The following is a 17868-nucleotide window of genomic DNA, read 5'->3' as shown; positions in this document are numbered from 1 at the left end:
GGGAACATCAGGGCCCGACGCACCAGCTCGACCAGGAGGCGCCCGGATGGGCCGCGACTTCTTCCCTCCGGCACCGCCCACGGGCGGGGCGCGGCCGACTCCGGGCGATGTGGCGGTCGCCGTCGTCGCGGTGGGGCTCGACGTACTGGCCTACCTCGCCCCGGGCGAGGAGGGACCGGGGGCGCCCGTCACCGTGCTCGGCGTCCTGCTGGTCGCCGTCTCCGTGCTCCCGCTGCTCTTCAGGCGCCATCACCCCGTGCCGGTGCTCGGCGCGGTCCTCGTCGTGCAGATGGCCGTCAATCTCGGCCTTGTCGTCGATCCGGGCACACCGATGTCGAACAGTTACGGCGGAGCCGTCGCGGTGGCGCTCTACACCGTGGCCAGGTACAGCGGCCGGCGTGCCGTGGCGCTGGGTGTCGTGGCCACCGCGCCCGTGCAGCTCGCGCGGTACTGGCACAACGACGTGCCTTTCCTGGGGATGGGCCTCACCGACGTGCTGGTCACGCCCTGTCTCATCGTCGCCGTGGGCCTGGCCGTGCGGCAGTGGAAACGGCAGTTGGACATCAATCGCAGGCTCCTCGCCGACCGCGCGGTGACCGAGGAACGGCGCCGCATCGCCCGGGAGCTGCACGACATCGTCGCCCACCACATCACCACCATGTACCTGATGTCGGGCGGGGCGAGAGCGACCCTGGACCGCGACCCCGACACGGCCCGCGAGGCGCTCGTGACCCTGGAGGAGTCCGGACGCACGGCGCTGCACGAGATGCGCCAGCTCCTCGGGGTCCTGCGCAGCACCGAAACGCCGGAGGAGACGCCGTCGGAGCCCCAGCCGGGGGTGGACGGCATCGAGCGGCTCGTCGCCGATTCGACCGCCGCGGGCCTGCCGGCCGAACTCCACGTCACCGGGCGGCCCGTGGCGCTGTCGATGCCGCTCGGCCTCACCCTCTACCGGATCGTCCAGGAGGCGCTGACCAACGCCCGCAAACACGCGGGCCCCGCCCGCGCCACGGTGCGGCTCGCCTATCTCCCGGACCGCGTCACCGTCGAAGTGGCCGACGACGGCGCCGGCGACGGCAGGGCACCCGGCGGGAAGGGCGACAGCGGCGGATACGGTCTCCTGGGCATGCGGGAGCGCGTCGCCCTGCATGACGGCTCCTTGCGGGCCGGCAGCCGCGAGGAGGGCGGGTTCGTGGTGACCGCGAGCGTGCCGCTGTCCACCGACACGTACGAGAAGGACAGGATCCGATGACTTCCCCCAGTGAGCCCGGTCCCGGAACCGACCCCGAGGCCGAGGCCAAGCCCGGGTCCGAGCCCGAGGCCAAGCCCGGGTCCGGGCCCGACGGCATCACCGTGCTCATCGCGGACGACCAGCCCTTGGTACGCCGGGGCCTGTCACTGATCCTGCTCTCGGACCCCGCCATCCGCGTCGTCGGTGAGGTGGGCGACGGCGAGCAGGCCGTCGCGTCGGCCCTCGAACTCCGCCCCGACGTGGTCCTGATGGACATCCGCATGCCCGTGCTCGACGGCGTCAGGGCCACCGAGCGCCTGACCGCCCGGCTACCCGGGTGCCGGGTCCTCGCGCTCAGCACCTTCGACATGGACGAGCACGTGGTCGGCGCCCTGCGGGCGGGGGCCTCGGGGTTCCTGCCCAAGGATGTCTCCCCCGAGGAGCTGGTGGCCGCCCTTCGCACCGTCCACCGCGGCGAAGCGGTCGTCGCCCCACGGCTCCTGACCCGGCTGCTCGCCACCTTCGTGACCCCGGCCCCGGCCTCGCATCCACCGACGGCGGACCTCGCCGGCCTCACGCCGCGCGAGGTCGACGTGCTCCGTCTGATCGCCGCGGGCCTCGACAACGCCGAGATCGCACAGCGGATGGAGATCGGCGTCCAGACCGTGAAGAACCACGCCACCGGCATCTTCGCCAAGCTGGGCGTCCGCGACCGTGCGCAGGCGGTCATCGCCGCGTACGAATCGGGGCTCGTGCGGGCGGGGCAGGGAAACAGCCACCCCCGCTGATTCCGGCCCTGGTGACGGCCTAGCGCTGGTACCTCTTGAGCACCAGGTTCCCGTCCTTCACCAGGCGTTTGCGCAGCTCCTCCAGGCCGATCGCTCCGCTGTAGTACTCCTGGAGCGCCGGTGTCGCCACCTTGTCCTTCCACTCCGCGTAGCCCCGCACCGACTGGGCGGGGGCCGAGCGGAGGTCCTTCGCCAGGGCCGTGCCCACCGCCCAGTCGTTCTTCTCGGTGCGCAGGGCCGGGTCCTTCAGGGCCTCCGTGCCCGTGGGCAGCATCCAGTCGCCCTGTGCGAGGCGCACCATGTTCTCGGGCTGCAGGAGGAAGTCGATGAACTCGACCGCCTCCTTCTTGTGTTCGGTGTCCTCGGAGACCGACAGCGTCTGCGGGCTGACGCCCTGCGCGAGCCCCTCGGCTCCGGCCGGGGCGGGGAGCACCTGCCAGTCGAAGCCCTTGGGCGCCTGCTGGACGATCTGCTGGCGGTAGGAGAAGCCGAGCGGGACCATCGCGTACTTGCCGCCGAAGAAGCCCGGCAGTGTGTCGGATCCGCCCATGCCCAGGGTGGTGCTCGATGCGCTCTTGTCGTCGTTCACCTGGTCGTGGACCGTGCGCGGCATGATCTCGTCGGCCTTGTCGAAGCGGATGTCGACCTTGCCGTCCTCGCCGCGGTGGAACATCCGGCCGCCGGTGGAGAGCGAGAGGTTGAGCGTCGCGGAGACCGGCTCCTTGAGGGGCCAGGCCACGCCGTACTTGCCCTTGCCGTCGCCCAGTTCCTTGCTGACCGAGCGGAACTCGTCCCAGGACCAGGGCTTCTCGGGGGTCGGGATCCGTACGCCCGACTCCTTCAGCCACTTCGCGTTGGCGATCAGGACGCGGGGTTCCTGGAGGAACGGCACCCCGTAGACACCCTCACCGAACGTCGTCGTCTGCCAACTCCGCTCGGGGATGTCGGACTTGAGCCGGGCGGGGAGCAGTTCGTCGAGGTCCGCGAGATACCCGCCGTACGCGAAGTCCGCGAGGTCGTCCGACGCGTCGTGGATGATGTCCGGCGCCTCGCCGCCCTCGAAGGAGGTGAGCAGCTGGTCGTGGACACTGTCCCAACTGCCCTGGACGTACTCGACCTTGACGTCCGGGTGGGCGGCGTTCCACTCCTTGACGAGTTCCTTGTTGGCGTCGACCGACTCCTTCTGCCAGGCGAGCGACTGGAAGCGGAGGGTGATCCTGCCGTCGTCGGAACCGTCGGAGTCACCGCTGCATCCGGCGAGCAGCAGCACGAGGGCGGCGGTCACCGCGGTGGTGAGGCGTGCGCGCATCAGCTCTTCACCGCCCCGGTCAGCATGCCGCCCGTGATCCGCTTCTGGATGATCGCGAAGATGACGAGCGAGGGGAGGGTGGCGAGGAACGCGGCAGCGGCGAGCGGGCCGAGGTCGGCGGCACCCTCGGCGCCGATGAAGTGCGTGAGGACGACCGGCAACGTCTGTTTCTCCGGGGTCTTGAGCAGGACGAGCGCGAAGAAGAACTCGTTCCACGCGGTGATGAAGGCGAAGAGGATCGTGGCCACGATGCCGGGCGCGAGCAGCGGCGCGGTGATCGAGATGAGCGTACGCAGCTTGCCCGCGCCGTCGACGGCCGCGGCCTCCTCCAACTCGGTGGGTACGGCGCGCACATAGCCCACCAGCATCCACAGGGCGAAGGGCAGCGCCCACACCACGTAGACCATGATCAGGCCCGGCAGGGAGTTGATCTGGCCGAGGTTCTTCAGGACGAGGAAGAGCGGGATGATCACCAGGACGAAGGGGAACGCCTGGCTGACCACGACCCAGCCGGTGGCCGCCCGCGCGAGGAGCGTGCGGTGCCGTGCCATGACGTACGCCATCGGTGTCGCGATGGCGACGGCGATGAGGGCCGCGCAGACGGCCGCGATCAGGGAGTTGCCCGCGGCGCGCAGGAGCGGCTGTTCGTCGAAGGCCTGCCGGAAGTTGGCGAGGGTCGGGTCCTTGGGAATCCAGGTGGGGTGCAGGCTGGCCAGCTCGCGCGGCGGCTTGAAGGCCGTGGAGATCAGCCAGAGGAAGGGGAAGGCGAGAAAGACGAGGTAGCAGAGGAGCGCGAAGTACTGCCCGGCGCGCGCGGGTTTGCTGGTGCGTGTGGAGCTCACTTCTCGTCGCCTCCCTTCAGCCGGCCCACGAGGTAGAACGCGAGGATCACCGAGATCACCGCGACCATCACGCAGCCCATCGCCGCGGCGTAGCCGAACTGGCCGTAGCGGAACGCCTCTTCGTAGGCGAAAAGCATGGGGAGGCGGGTGCGGCCGCCGGGGCCGCCGTTCGTCAGGACATAGACGAGGGCGAAGGAGTTGAAGTTCCAGATGAAGTTGAGCGCCGTGATGGCGAGGGCGACCGGCTTCAGCGCCGGCCAGGTGACCGTGCGGAAACGGCGCCAGGCGCCCGCGCCGTCCATCTCGGCCGCTTCGTGCAGTTCGCGCGGGGTGTTCTGCAGACCGGCGAGCAGCGCCACGGTGGTCTGCGGCATGCCCGCCCAGATACCCACGACGATCACGGCGGGCAGCGCGGTGCCGAGGCCAGTGAGCCAGTCTCGGCCGTCACCGAAACCGAGATTGCCCAGGGTCTCGTTCAGAACGCCCGCGTCCGGGTTGTAGACCAGGCGCCACATGATGCCGACGACCACTTCGGGCATCGCCCAGGGGATGATCGCGAGCGAGCGCGCCAGCCAGCGGAAGCGCAGATTCTGGTTGAGCAGGAGGGCCAGGCCGAGCGCCAGGAGGAACTGCGGCACGGTCACGCCGACCGCCCACAGCAGGCCGATGCGGAACGAGTCCCAGAACAGGGTGTCGTGCAGCAGGTCCTGGAAGTTGAGGAGGCCGATCCACTCGGTGGGCTCGGTGCGGCCCGACTGGGAGTCGGTGAACGCGAGCGTGATGCCGTAGAGGAGAGGGCCCACGCTGAGGATCAGGATCGGGATCAGCGCGGGCAGGACCAGGAACCAGGCGCCGTGGTCCGCGCCTCTGCGGGCGGACGCGCCTTTCGCTGACCGCTTCGTCGCGGTCGCCAATGTCACGGAATCGGCTCCTTTGGGCGGCTCATCGGGGTTTGGCCGCCCAGGCGGCCCCCGTCATCGTGCTGATGGGATCTTGATACGTCAAGCAGCTACGCAGGCCTCGCAGCCGCTTGGCCAGTGCGAATGGGAGACTGTGCCGGCGAACGTGGCGAACGGAGCGAACGGTGCGGGAGGCAACGGATGGACGAGGCGCGGGCACGGGACGTACTGGACGCCGCGGGTCTTGAGCAGGACGGGGCGCTGCTCGCCCTTGGCGAGAACGCGGTGTTCGGCAGTGGTGGGTCGGTGGTCAAGGTCGGGCGTGCGGCGCCCGAGCTTCTCGACCGTGCGCGGCGGGAGTTGCGGGTCGCGCGGTGGCTGGAGGAGTCGGGGGTGCCCGCGGTGCGGGCAGCGGAGAAGGAGCCCCGGCTCGTGGACGGGCATCCGGTGACGGTGTGGCACCGGCTGCCGGAGGCCGTGCGGCCCGCCGAGCCGCGTGACCTCGCCGCACTGCTGCGGCTCGTGCACGCGCTGCCCGCACCGGGGTTCGAGCTGCCCCGGCGCGAGCTCCTCGGCGGGGTGGAGCGCTGGCTGCGGCTCGCGGGCGACGCGATCGACGTCGAGGACGCGGACTATCTGCGCGAGCGCAGGGACGGGTTCGAGGCGGCGGCATCGGCGCTTTCGCCGCGGCTCGCTCCCGGAGCCATCCACGGCGACGCCCTGCCCCGGAACGTCCTGGTGGGCGCGGACGGGCCGGTTCTCGTGGATCTTGAGACGTTCTCCTCCGATCTGCGCGAGCACGACCTGGTCGTCATGGCGCTGTCCCGGGACCGCTACGGGTTGCCCGCCGACGCGTACGACGGGTTCGTCGATGAGTACGGGTGGGACGTGCGGGAGTGGGAAGGGTGCGCGGTGCTTCGAGGCGCCCGGGAGACGGCCAGCTGCGCGTGGGTCGCCCAGCATGCGCCCACCAATCCGAAGGCCCTGGCCGAGTTCCGCCGTCGGGTGGCGTCGCTGCGGGACGGGGACGCGACCGTGCGGTGGTATCCGTTCTGAGACCTCAGACCCCCGACGCGCTGAACTCCTCCCGCAGCGGCCACGTGCCGTCCACCACGGCGTCCGTCTCGCCCTTCTTGCGAAGGAACTTCTGGAAGTCCGCCGCCCACTGCGCATACCAGTCGATCTGGCGGCGGTGCAGCTCCGCCGGTCCGAAGGCGGCCAGCTTGGGGTGGCGCTCGGCTATGGCACCGGCCAGGCGGGCCGCGGCCAGGGCGTCCGACGTGGCGTCGTGCGCCGACTCCAGGAGCACGCCGTACTCGGTGCAGACCGCTTCGAGGTTCCGCTTGCCCTTGCGATACCGCTCGACGGAGCGGTCGATCGCGTACGGATCGATGACCGGGGCCGGTTCCGCGCCGCCCAGGCGCTCGCGCAGGGACGGCAGGCCGTGCCTGCGCAACTCCGCGGCGAGCAGGGTCAGGTCGAAGGTGGCGTTGTACGCGACGACCGGGACGCCCGTCTGCCAGTACGACACGAGGACCGCCGCTATCGCGTCGGCGACCTCCGCGGCCGGTCTGCCGTCCGCCGCCGCCCGCTCGCTCGAGATGCCGTGCACCGCCACGGCCTCCGCCGGGATCTCGACCCCCGGGTCGGCCAGCCACTCCTTGCGGCCCAGCGCCTCGCCGGCCCTGACCTCGATCACCGCGCCCGTGACGATGCGTGCCTCGTGCGGGTCCGTCCCGGTCGTCTCCAGGTCGAAACCGATCAGCAGCTCCCGGTGCCAGCCCATGGCCGCCCCCTTCTCTGTGGTGCTTTCCCCCATTGACCACCACGATCCCACGCGCCACTGACAATCCGAGGTCCGCGTTCCGCTTGCCGGCCGGAGCGGCGCGGGAGACCGGGCTGACGGAGCAGGAGACCGGGCTCAGGACACCGGCCGCGAGTCCGCCCAGGCGAGCTCGAACTCCTCCCGGTACGTCGAGAAAAGTCCGCTCTCGTCCGGCTCGTCCGCCTTCACCACCCGGCGGCCGCCGCGCAGCACCAGCACCGGCGCCTCCATCCCGCGCGTCCTGCGCAGATACGACTGGACGACCGCGATGCCGTCCGCGCCGTCCCCGTCGACCAGATACGCGGTGAAGCGCGGCGTCTCGTCGAAGACCTGGATCTCGAAGGCACCCGGGTCACGCAGGCGGGCCCGCACCCGGCGCATGTGCAGGATGTTCATCTCGACGCTGCGGCTCAGCTCGCCCCGTTTCAGGCCCAGTTCACGCTCCCTGCGTTTGACCGCGCTGCTCGCCGGATTGAGGAAGAGCAGCCGCACCCGGCAGCCGGACTCGGCGAGCCGGACGAGGCGCCGTCCGGAGAAGTTCTGGACCAGGAGGTTCAGGCCTATCCCGATCGCGTCGAGGCGGCGGGCCCCGCCGAAGATGTCCTCCGCGGGGAACTGCCGCAGGAGCCGCACCCGGTCCGGATGGACGCCCACCACGTCGGCGTACCGGTCGCCGACCAGGGACTCGACGGCGTCGACGGGCAACCGGCGCGCGGACGGTGTGTCGGTGCCCGTGCCGAGTATGTCCAGGAGCTTCGCCGACGCGCGCTCCGCCTGGGCGAGCACGGTGGTGGACAGGGCGCGGTTGCGCGAGACGACGTTCCGGGTCACTTCCAGCTCGTCCAGAGCGAGTTCGACGTCCCTGCGGTCGTCGAAGTACGGCTCGAAGCACGGCCAGTGCTGCACCATCAGCTCGCGCAGCTGGGGCAGCGTGAGGAAGCTCAGGACGTTGTCGTCCGCCGGGTCGAGCAAATAGCCCTTGCGGCGGCTCACTTCGCGTACGGCGACGGCCCGCTGCACCCACTCCTGTCCGGCGGGCCCGGCGGCCGCGACCACCCAGTCGTCGGCGTGGACCGGTTCGTAGATGGGACGCAGGACAGCGGCCACGACCGCGCGCAGCCGCTGTTCCACGAGATTGAGCCAGATGTAGGCCCGCCCGGCGCGCTGGGCGCGTGTGCGCACCTCGCGCCAGGCGTCGGCGCCCCAGTCCAGTTCGGGTCCGATCTGGGATCCCATCTCCATCGGCCGCGCCAGGGACACCGCTCCGGGCGGGCCGTCCGCGGAACTCCCCTCGTGACCCTCGTCACCAGGGGGCAGTTCCCGCCCTCCCGAGCTCACCCAGCGCACCCCTTCCGCTCCCCCGAGCACTCCCCCGTTCAACGATCAAGGAAGGGTACTCCGGGAGCGGCGGCCGGTGCAGCAGGATGGAGAGGGAGCTTTCTCAACTACCGCCCTCTGGATTGCCGTTCTGGTCGGCGAGGTCCGCGGGAGTGAGCGGATTCATAGCGGTCACGTCACGCGGGGCGATCGAGAAGCCCTGCCAGTGGACCGGCATGGGCTGCTGGTCCTCGTCCCGCGCGACGTGGTGGAACCCGATGTTGACCCAGGTGATCGGGTGCTTGAGCGTCTGCCCGTTGACCCATTTGTCGACACTCTTGGGCCCGCAGTTCGATGAGAGGTTGTCGCTGGTGTACTGCTCGCACTTCTTGTACTCGGTGAAGTACACGTCGTGGTTGCTGTAGGCGCGTCCCGGGTGCTTGACGGAGCGGCCCGGCACGATCTCGTACGACCTGGGGTGGCCGTCCTCGTTCTTGCCCGCCGTGCTCACCACGCGCCACCAGCGCATGCCCTTGACGTCACCGATGAGTTCCTTGGTGACGGGGGTGCGGGTGGTCTTCGTCTTGGGCCTGCCGTTCCCGGCGGGCGGCGTCACCTTGGAGTCGTACTGCTCGACCTTGGCCTTCGGGGAGCCGTCGAGGCCGAAGTTGAGGCGCCAGGAGACGTTGTGGCTGTGGCTCTCCGCGTAGTCGCTCGCGCCCTTGCCGATGGGCCAGCCGCGGCCGTCGGTACCGTCGTAGTCGCTGGGCGAGAGGCTGCCGGTGGCGCCGACGTTCGAGGTGATCGTGCCGTCCGAGGAGAAGCGCCACTCGGTGATGTACTCGTACCAGGAGGCCTGGTTGACGGTGTAGACGAGCAGGTCCTTGCCCTGCGCCTGGTAGACCTTGTCCGGCTTCTCGTAGAGGTCCGGGGTCATGCGGTAGGCGTGGCCACGCGCGCGCGTGGTGGTGCACAGGCCCTTCACCTTGCCGCCCGGGATGGGCGAGGAGCTGCCGACCTTCACGGTTTTGAGGGTGCCGCCGGGGCACTCGGCGGGCTTCAACGGCACGAGGTCCGTGCCGAAGCTGGCGCCGGTGATGTCCTGGTACTCGGCGTCGCCGTCGTCGTAGGGCACGTGGACCTGTGCGAGGCGCGCGCTGGTGAGGACGGGTATGGGCTTGGGCTCGTTCTTCGGCTGGTACGAGATGTTGTCCAGTACGAGCCCGGCGTTGGTGTTGTAGTGCCAGCACATACGCCAGGTGGTGCCGCCGTCGACGGTCTGCTCGATGCGGTAGTCGGCGCTGCAGGCCGGGGCGGCGGCAGCGGGGGCGTCCTTGGCGGCGTTCTGCGTGGCGCCCGCCGGGCCCGCGGCGGCGACGGCTGTACCCAGGAGCGCGGTGACCGCAAGGCCGATGGAGGCGCGCTTGCGGGCGCGCGTAAGTCTGTTCACGTGCATGCGAGATGACTCCCTTGTACGGAAGCGAAAGAGTGCGAGCGGTGCCTTAGTCGCTCAGCGGAGGCGGGTGACTTTGCGGTCACTCAGATCGACGATGAGGTCGCGGGTGTCGATCCAGGGGCCGTTGACGACCTTGCTGACGATGCTGAGGCACCGGTGCTCGCCGCACTCGGCGAGCGGGGCCGGCAGTTTCTCGACGGTCTCCTTGTGGAAGACGAAGGCGCTGAGGGTCAGCTGGTCGGGCGAGGTGAGCTCCTTGCCCATCGCGTCCTCGTAGTCCTTCTTGAGGTCCGCGCCCAGCGGGTCGGCGATCAACAGCTGTGCGGCCTCGCGGAGTTCGTCCTTGGCCGCGGGCGGCTGGACACCGTGCGAGGTGTCGGTGTTCTCCACCTTGCCGGTGGCGAGATTGACGGTCTTGGTGACCATCGCGTCGTTCTTGTAGTCGTAGTAGACGATGTCCGCGCGGCGCGGCCTGTCGGGATCGACGGCCTCGGCCGGGTCCACCTCGCTCAGATTGCTCGTGAGGAGCTGGGGGCCGCGGTCCCCTTCCACGTCACGGGCCGACCTCCGGACGTCGCCCTTCATGGCTATCTGCTCGGCACGCTTCATCTCGTCGTCGGTCAACGGGTCGCTGCCGATGCCCTTTTCGCCCTCTTCGGGCGCGGCCTCGACGACCGCGTCCTTCGGGATCGCGTTCTGCTGCGCCGCTCCTGCGGCCACACTGCGGTCCTGGCTCCGGGACTCCCCCGCCCCGGCCGTTCCGGGCAGTGTGATTCCTACCATCACGGCGGTGGCGGCCACAGCGACCGCCGTGCCCGCCACTACCTTCCCCAGATGGCGTCTGACTAGTTCGCGCACATCCTCCCCCTTCTTCCCCTGGTGTCCCACTCATGGGCATACCGAGTATGTGGTCGATCGGTTAGACGGACTCAACTCCTGGGTGGTTGCCCCACTTTCGGGGAACGTTGAGCGAAGTGACCCCGAGCCGAGGGGGCGGTAGTGGAAGAGTCATATGCATGCAGGTGTGGCCAGGGCAGGCGTATCCACTCGGTGCCACGTACGACGGCGCCGGCACGAACTTCGCGGTCTTCTCCGAGGCCGCCGACCGCATAGAGCTCTGTTTGTTGCACGACGACGGCTCGGAGACAGCCGTCGAGCTGCGCGAGTCCGACGCGTTCGTGCTCCACGCGTACCTGCCCGGCGTGATGCCGGGCCAGCGGTACGGCTTCCGTGTGCACGGTCCGTACGACCCCGCGCAGGGGCACCGCTGCAACTCGGCGAAGCTCCTTCTCGACCCGTACGCGCGCGCGGTCAGCGGCCGGATCGACTGGGGCGAGGAGGTGTACGGCTACCGCTTCGGCGCCCCGGACAAGCGCAACGACATGGACTCGGCGCCGCACATGATGACGTCCGTGGTGGTCAATCCGTACTTCGACTGGGGGGACGACCGGCCGCCCCGCACCCCGTACAACGAGACCGTGCTCTACGAGGCCCATGTGAAGGGCCTGACCATGCAACACCCGGATCTTCCCAGGGAGTTGCGCGGGTCGTACGCGGCGCTCGCACATCCGGCGGTCATCGATCACCTGGTGCAACTGGGGGTGACGGCCCTGGAACTGATGCCGGTGCACCAGTTCGTGAACGACCACCGTCTGGTCGACATGGGGCTCAACAACTACTGGGGCTACAACACGATCGGCTTCTTCGCGCCCCACAACGCGTACGCCTCCTGGGGCGACCGGGGCGAGCAGGTCCTGGAGTTCAAGCAGGCGGTGAAGGCGCTGCACGAGGCGGGCATCGAGGTGATCCTCGACGTCGTCTACAACCACACGGCCGAGGGCAACCACCTGGGTCCGACGCTCTCCTACAAGGGCCTGGACAACGCCTCGTACTACCGCCTCACCGACGATCCCCGCTACTACATGGACACCACGGGGACCGGCAACTCGCTCCTGATGCGGTCGCCGCACGTACTCCAAATGATCATGGACTCGCTGCGGCACTGGGTCACCGACATGCACGTGGACGGCTTCCGCTTCGATCTCGCGGCGACGCTCGCCCGGCAGTTCCACGAGGTGGACCGCCTGTCGTCGTTCTTCGACCTCGTGCAGCAGGACCCCGTGGTGAGCCAGGTGAAGCTGATCGCCGAGCCGTGGGACGTCGGGGAGGGCGGCTATCAGGTCGGCAACTTCCCGCCGCTGTGGACCGAGTGGAACGGCATGTACCGCGACACGGTGCGCGACATGTGGCGGGGCGAGCCGCGCACGCTCGCGGAGTTCGCGTCCCGGCTCACCGGTTCGTCGGACCTCTACCAGGACGACGGGCGGCGCCCCTTGGCGTCGATCAACTTCACCACCTGCCACGACGGTTTCACGCTGCACGACCTCGTGTCGTACAACGACAAGCACAACGAGGGCAACGGCGAGGACAACCAGGACGGCGAGAGCCACAACCGCTCCTGGAACTGCGGCGCCGAGGGCGAGAGCGACGACCCGGGCGTCCTGGAGCTGCGCGAGCGGCAGATGCGCAACTTCATCGCGACGCTGATGCTCTCGCAGGGCGTCCCGATGCTCAGCCACGGCGACGAGTTCGCGCGGACGCAAGGAGGCAACAACAACGCCTACTGCCAGGACAACGAGATCGCCTGGGTGCGCTGGCCCGAGGGCGAGAGCACTCAGCTGGAGTTCACGCGCGCGATGGCGTGGCTGCGGCGCGACCACCCCGTCTTCCGCAGGAGGCGGTTCTTCCACGGCCGCCCGGTCGAGGGCACGCACGACGAGCTGTCCGACATCGCGTGGTTCACGCCGGAGGGCGATGAGATGGCGCAGGAGGACTGGGACGCGTCGCAGGCGCGGGCGCTGACGGTGTTCCTGAACGGCAACGCGATCTCCGAGCCGGGTACCCGCGGCGAGCGGATCTGTGACGACTCGTTCCTGATGATGTTCAACGCCTCCGCGGAACCACTGGAGTTCGTGGTTCCGGTCAACCACGGCCGCCAGTGGCAGGTGGTCGTGGACACCTCGCGGGCACAGGGCGTGGCGCCGGACACGGGGGCGAAGGCGGCGGCCGGGGAGCGCCTGACGCTCGTCGACCGGAGCCTCACCGTGCTGCGGCGCCCCGCGAACTAGGCGTTCGTGCTGTCGTCCGCCGGGGGGCGGGCGACCAGCGCCACGAGGAACGCGACGGCGGCGGCCGCGCTGCCGAGGGCGAACGCCGCTCCGGGGCCGTGTGACTCGGCCAGGCGGCCCGCCACGGCGAGCGTGACCGCCTGGCCGCCGACGAAGGCACTCGCCGCGAACGTCATCCCCTCGGCGAGGCGCTGGGGCGGGCAGGAGCGCTCGGTGAGCGCGAAGCCGGTGATCAGGTTCGGAGCGAAGATCGCGCCGAAGACGGTCACCACGAGGTACAGGCCCGTCATGCTGTCCGTCCACACCAGGGGCAGCGAGAGCAGCGCCGCGGCGGCCGTCGCCACGCGCCAGCGCGCGTACAGGCCAAAGCGCTCGGGCAGCGCGACCATGGAGAGCCCCACGACGGCGCTCATGACGCCCATGGCGGCGTAGACGAGTCCTGCCTGGCCCGGCTGCCCCAACTCCTCGCTGAGGGCCGTGATGCCCGCTCCACAGGCGCCGAGCAGGACACCGACGAAGACGAGCCCGACGCGTACGACGACGACCGCCCGCGGAAGGCGCTGCCGGCCGCCACGCGCGCGTGGAGCCTGCCCCGTCGCGTGGGCCGCTTCTTGTGCGGCCCGCGCCGTCCGGCCCGTGGGGTGCAGCGCGAAGCCGGAGCCGCAGACGGCGACCAGGAGCGCGGCCGCACCGAAGGCGTACGCCGGGTGGCCCGCCACGGCGGCCAGGCCCACCAGGGCGGGGCCGAGCACGAAGGACAGCTCGTCCATGGTGCTCTCCAGGGACAGCACGGTGTTGACGAGGCGGTCGTCTCCGCCGGCCCGGCGGACCAGCGGGACGGCGCGTGCGCGGGCCAGCGGGCCGATCCCCGGGATGCTCGCGCCGGCGAGCACGGCGAGGACGACCAGCGCGGGCGTGGGCAGCTCGATGAGGGCGCCGAGCGTGTACACCGCGATCGCCACGGCGTTGAGCAGCGAGAAGGCGAGGACGACGGCGCGCTGGCCGCGCCGGTCGGCGAGGCGGCCGACGAGCGGGCCCATGGTCACCTGGCCGAGCGCGAGGGCGCAGGCGACCACGCCGCCCGTGGCGAGCGATCCGCTGGTCTCGGTGACCAGCAGGACACTGCCGAACTGGATCATGGCCACAGGGAGCCTGCCGAGGAACGAGATCACCGGAAGGAGCGCTCCGGTGTGCCCGATCACTTCCCGGTAGGTGTCCAGGAGCCCGGGTGCGCCCCGGTCCTCCCGGTCCTCTTGGCCCTCCGCCGGCCCGTCCTGTGCGACCTGTACTTTTGCAGCCATCGTCCGAAGCTAGCGACACCGTGACGGCCAGAAGCATGAGTCGATGGCACGAAAGCCCGCCAGGCGGGTACGTACGTTCGCATGACGCCTGAGCGCTCAGAGCCCGCGGTTCCGCCGCCGCCCACCGCCACCTACCGGTTGCAGCTCCAGCCGGAGTTTCCCTTCGATGCCGCCGAAGCGGCCGTCCCGTACCTGGCTTCGCTGGGGGTCTCGCATCTGCATCTGTCGCCGGTGCTCGAGGCGGTTCCGGGTTCCACGCACGGCTACGACGTCGTGGACCACGCGCGCGTGCGCGACGAGCTGGGCGGCGAGGAGGGGCTGCGGTCCCTCGCGCGGACCGCGCGGGCGCACGGGCTCGGCCTCGTCGTGGACATCGTGCCGAACCACATGGCGGCGGTGCCGCGCCACAACCACGCCCTCTGGGAGGTTCTGCGGGAGGGCCCCGCGTCGCCGTACGCGCGCTGGTTCGACATCGACTGGGACGCGGGCGACGGGCGCGTGCTGCTCCCGGTCCTCGGCCGCGGGGTCGGGGACGAGCTCGAGCGCCTGCGGGTGGACGGCGACGTGCTGCGCTATCACGAACACGCGTTCCCCCTCCGCGAAGGCACCGGTGAGCTGCCCCTGCCACAGCTCCTCGACGCCCAGTGGTACCGGCTCGGGTGGTGGCGGCTTGCCCGTACAGAGCTCAACTACCGGCGTTTCTTCACCATTTCTGACCTCATCGGGGTGCGTGTCGAGGACCCCGATGTGTTCCACGCGACCCACGCGAAGATCCTCCAACTGCTGCGGGAGGGGGTCGTGGAGGGGCTGCGCGTCGACCATCCCGACGGGCTCGCCGAGCCGGGGGCGTACCTCCAGCGGCTCCAGGAGGCCACACGCGGGCGCTGGACGGTCGTCGAGAAGATCCTCGCCGACGGGGAGCGGCTGCCGGCCGCGTGGCCCGTCGCGGGCACCACCGGATACGACGCGCTGCGCCATCTGGACGGCCTCTTCACGGACCCGGCGGGGGCGGGTGAGCTCCTCGGCCAGTACCGGCGGTTCACGGCGCCGGCGGTGGACCGGGGCGGCGACTGGGGCGCTACGGTGCGGCGGGCCGCGTACAAGGTGCTCACCCATGAGCTGGCGGCCGAGACCGACCGCCTTACGCGCGAGGCGACCGCGCTCTGCGCCGGGGACCCCGCCCTGCGCGACCACGCGCCGTGGGCCCTGCGCACAGCGCTCCTGGAGCTGCTCGTGCGGCTTCCCGTCTACCGGCCCTACGTCGGCGGGGGCGCCAAACCGGCTTCGGTGCTCACGGTGGGGGCCGCCGAGGAGGCCAAGGCGGCCTTCGCCGTGCGCGAGGAGGCCGAGGCGGTCGATGTCGTACGGGACCTGGCCCTGGGGCGTCTTGGGTCCGGGCCGGCGGTCGACGGCTTTCGCGCGCGGTTCGCGCAGACCTCGTCGGCGCTGCGGGCCAAGGCCGTCGAGGACACGGCGTTCTACCGGCACGCGCCGCTCCTGTCGGCGGCCGAGGTGGGCGGCACTCCCGAGCGCCCCGCGGTGTCCCCGGAGGCCTTTCACGCCTACTGCGCGCGCGTGCAGCGCGACTGGCCGTACGCGGGGACGGTGCTGACCACGCACGACACGAAGCGCAGCGCCGATGTGCGGGCGGGCATCGCCGTCCTCACGCAGTGCCCGGAGCGGTGGGCCGACCTCCTGGTCGACGTGACCGAGCAGACCGCGCGCGTGGGCGGCACCAGCGCGCCGGACCCCCAACTGGCCTGGGCGGCCTGGCAGACGGCCGTCGGCTTCGGTTTCCCCTACGACGAACGGCTGCAGAAGGCCCTGCTCAAGCACGTGCGCGAGGCGGGCCTGCACACGAGCTGGACCGAGCCGAACGAGGCGTACGAGAAGGCAGTGACGGCGTTCGTGGAGGCGGGCCCCTGCGGGCCGCCGCTCTACACGGTGGCGGAGTTCGCGGGCGCCCTGCGGCCCCATGTGCGGGCGAGCGTCCTCGGGGCCGCGCTGCTCCAGCTGACGATGCCCGGGGTGCCCGACGTATACCAGGGCACGGAGGGCGAGTACCGGGCCCTGGTGGACCCGGACAACCGGCGTCCCGTGCGGTTCCAGCCGCACGTCCTGGAGTACCTGGAGCAGCACCGTGACCGCTGGGACCTCTCCGAGGAGAAGCTGGCGCTCACGGCGACCGCACTGCGGCTGCGCAGGCGGCGCCCGGAGCTGTTCGGAGGCGCGGCGACGTACGAGCCGTTGGCGGCGCGGGGTCCCGGTGCGGCGCACTGCGTGGCTTTCGCGCGCTCCGGAGCGGTGATCGCGGCGGTGACCCGGCTCTCCTTGCGGCTGGCCGAGGCGGGCGGCTGGCGCTCCACGGAACTGGAGCTTCCGCAGGGGCGGTGGGCGGATCTGCTCACCCGGGGGCGGGAGTTCACGGGGCACGCGCGCGTGGAGGAGCTTTTCGGGGAGCTGCCGGTGGTGCTTCTGGAGCGGGTCCCGACGGGGCCGGGCTCGCCGGAGGGCTCAACCGGGGTGGACGAGTAGGAGGCGTGGCGCCCGCGCCATGAGGCCCCGGGGCGCGGGCCTGAAGCCGGGCGCCCAGCGCAGGCCCGGCATGGCGTCGAGCAGGGCCAGCAGGCCGCACTCGGCGACGAGCCCGGCCAGGGCGGCGGCCGGGCAGGAGTGCCGTCCCGCGCCGAACGCCAGATGCGCGGGATCCGCCGGGTCCGCCGGGTCCGCGCGGAAGATGTCGTAGCGGTCGGGCTCCGCGAAGCGGAACGGATCGCGCCCCGCGGAGCCGATGAGGCAGGCCACGACAGCCCCCGTCGGCAGCGTGGCGCCGCCCAGGGTGATCGGCGCGGTCGCGCGGCGCAACACGACGGGGGCCGGCGGATCGCGCCGCAGGGACTCCGCCCAGGCGCCGGGTATCAGCCCGGGGCGGGCGCGCACGAGGGCCAACTGGGCCGGGTGGTCGAGGAGGTTGGCGAGGAAGGAGGCCAGCGCGAGGGAGGTGGAATCGCCGCCACCGGTGAGGAGTGTCCCGGCGAGTCCGGTGACGCCGGCGTCGGAGAGCGCCCGCCCGTCCACGCGGGCCCCGCACAGCACGGAGAGCAGGTCGGCGCCGGGGTGGGCGCGTCGCCGTGCGACATGGGGGCGCAGTAGCGCGGCCAACTCCGGGTGGGCGACGCCGGGTTGTGCGGGCCCCGTACGGCACCACTCCTGCACCCGCGCGGCGTCCTCCCAGGGCAGCCCGAGCGCGGCGACGGCGGCGGCCGCGGGGAGCCAGGCACTGAACTCGGCGACGAGGTCGACCTCGTGCCGCCCTGCTATGCGCCGGGCGAGGACGAAGGCGGTGCGCTCGGCGGCGGCCCGCAGCGCGGGCTCCATGAGCGCCTGGTGGGACGGGCTCGGCCAAGGGCCCGCCGAACCGAGCCGGGTGTCGACGAGTGCGGCCCGCACATCCGCGTACCGGCTGAGCAGCCAGGCCCCGAGGAGCTCGTCGCGGACGAGGGGGAAGCTCTGGCGGAGGGTGCGATAGAGCGGATAGGGATCACGCTCGACGCCGGGGGCCAGGAGGCTGGGGATCTCGGCCCGTCCGGGGATGGAGAACGAACTCGGCGGAGCCGGTGACGGATGGTGCCCGCGAGGGGCCGAGCTCGACGACACGGTTCTCGAGGACACGGATTCAGGGCATCACCAAAGGGCCGCCCGCGCAGTCCCCATACACCCATTCGGGTGATGCTGTCGGACAAGCCCGACGTGGGGTGACATCCCTTGGGTC

General features: G+C 71.1%; 14 protein-coding genes. 5 read left to right on the top strand and 9 right to left on the bottom strand.

Annotation, left to right across the window (positions count from 1 at the left end):
* Positions 1–46 precede the first annotated feature (46 nt).
* Entirely contained in the window at positions 47–1252 is a 1206-nt protein-coding gene (locus ACZ5WE_RS31370; protein ID WP_467688082.1) for a sensor histidine kinase, read from the top strand.
* On the top strand, positions 1249–2019 hold the full coding sequence (locus ACZ5WE_RS31365) for a response regulator (RefSeq protein ID WP_467688084.1): 771 nt from the start codon (positions 1249–1251) through the stop codon (positions 2017–2019). The genes ACZ5WE_RS31370 and ACZ5WE_RS31365 overlap by 4 nt, the downstream gene beginning before the upstream one ends.
* Positions 2020–2038: 19 nt before the next feature.
* Here ACZ5WE_RS31365 and ACZ5WE_RS31360 read toward each other — a convergent pair whose 3' ends face one another.
* The 3 genes from ACZ5WE_RS31360 to ACZ5WE_RS31350 are packed head-to-tail and all read right to left on the bottom strand — an operon-like array spanning position 2039 to position 5090.
* Entirely contained in the window at positions 2039–3328 is a 1290-nt protein-coding gene (locus ACZ5WE_RS31360; RefSeq protein WP_467688086.1) for an ABC transporter substrate-binding protein, read from the bottom strand.
* Positions 3328–4170 (bottom strand): carbohydrate ABC transporter permease, encoded by an 843-nt coding sequence (locus ACZ5WE_RS31355; protein ID WP_467688088.1) that lies wholly within the window; start codon positions 4168–4170, stop codon positions 3328–3330. The genes ACZ5WE_RS31360 and ACZ5WE_RS31355 overlap by 1 nt, the downstream gene beginning before the upstream one ends.
* Positions 4167–5090, bottom strand: a complete 924-nt coding sequence (locus tag ACZ5WE_RS31350; protein WP_467688090.1) for a carbohydrate ABC transporter permease — start codon at positions 5088–5090, stop codon at positions 4167–4169. The genes ACZ5WE_RS31355 and ACZ5WE_RS31350 overlap by 4 nt, the downstream gene beginning before the upstream one ends.
* Before the next feature lie 180 nt (positions 5091–5270).
* Between ACZ5WE_RS31350 and ACZ5WE_RS31345 the strand changes: the two genes are divergently transcribed.
* Positions 5271–6125, top strand: coding sequence for a phosphotransferase enzyme family protein (locus ACZ5WE_RS31345; protein WP_467688092.1), 855 nt, complete (start codon positions 5271–5273; stop codon positions 6123–6125).
* 4 nt (positions 6126–6129) lie between these two features.
* On the opposite strand, the gene ACZ5WE_RS31340 is transcribed toward ACZ5WE_RS31345, so the two are convergent.
* From ACZ5WE_RS31340 to ACZ5WE_RS31325, 4 genes are all read right to left on the bottom strand, one after another.
* A complete protein-coding gene (locus ACZ5WE_RS31340; protein WP_467688094.1) occupies positions 6130–6855 on the bottom strand; it encodes an exonuclease domain-containing protein in 726 nt (241 codons plus the stop codon).
* A gap of 135 nt (positions 6856–6990) precedes the next feature.
* The gene (locus ACZ5WE_RS31335) at positions 6991–8232 is read right to left on the bottom strand and encodes an SAV2148 family HEPN domain-containing protein (RefSeq protein ID WP_467688096.1); all 1242 of its coding nucleotides are present in this window, start codon (positions 8230–8232) and stop codon (positions 6991–6993) included.
* Positions 8233–8335: 103 nt separating this feature from the next.
* The gene (locus ACZ5WE_RS31330; RefSeq protein WP_467688098.1) at positions 8336–9667 is read right to left on the bottom strand and encodes a copper amine oxidase; all 1332 of its coding nucleotides are present in this window, start codon (positions 9665–9667) and stop codon (positions 8336–8338) included.
* 54 nt (positions 9668–9721) lie between these two features.
* The gene (locus ACZ5WE_RS31325) at positions 9722–10387 is read right to left on the bottom strand and encodes a Tat pathway signal sequence domain protein (RefSeq protein WP_467688100.1); all 666 of its coding nucleotides are present in this window, start codon (positions 10385–10387) and stop codon (positions 9722–9724) included.
* A 296-nt stretch (positions 10388–10683) separates the two neighbouring features.
* On the opposite strand from ACZ5WE_RS31325, the gene glgX reads away from it, so the two are divergent.
* On the top strand, positions 10684–12795 hold the full coding sequence (gene glgX / locus ACZ5WE_RS31320; protein ID WP_467688102.1) for a glycogen debranching protein GlgX: 2112 nt from the start codon (positions 10684–10686) through the stop codon (positions 12793–12795).
* Here the strand turns inward: glgX and ACZ5WE_RS31315 are convergent.
* Entirely contained in the window at positions 12792–14096 is a 1305-nt protein-coding gene (locus tag ACZ5WE_RS31315) for an MFS transporter (RefSeq protein WP_467688103.1), read from the bottom strand. The two genes, glgX and ACZ5WE_RS31315, sit on opposite strands and share 4 nt — an antisense overlap.
* An 81-nt stretch (positions 14097–14177) precedes the next feature.
* Here ACZ5WE_RS31315 and treY point away from each other — a divergent pair, with 81 nt between their 5' ends.
* Positions 14178–16631, top strand: coding sequence for a malto-oligosyltrehalose synthase (gene treY, locus ACZ5WE_RS31310; RefSeq protein WP_467688105.1), 2454 nt, complete (start codon positions 14178–14180; stop codon positions 16629–16631).
* On the opposite strand, the gene ACZ5WE_RS31305 is transcribed toward treY, so the two are convergent.
* Positions 16611–17768, bottom strand: a complete 1158-nt coding sequence (locus tag ACZ5WE_RS31305; protein ID WP_467688107.1) for a cytochrome P450 — start codon at positions 17766–17768, stop codon at positions 16611–16613. The two genes, treY and ACZ5WE_RS31305, sit on opposite strands and share 21 nt — an antisense overlap.
* Positions 17769–17868: the final 100 nt, after the last annotated feature.

The organism is Streptomyces sp. NPDC033180 (genome assembly GCF_055577645.1).
The sequence above is the reverse complement of the archived record's forward strand: the minus strand, read 5'-3'. Positions and strand labels throughout refer to the sequence as shown.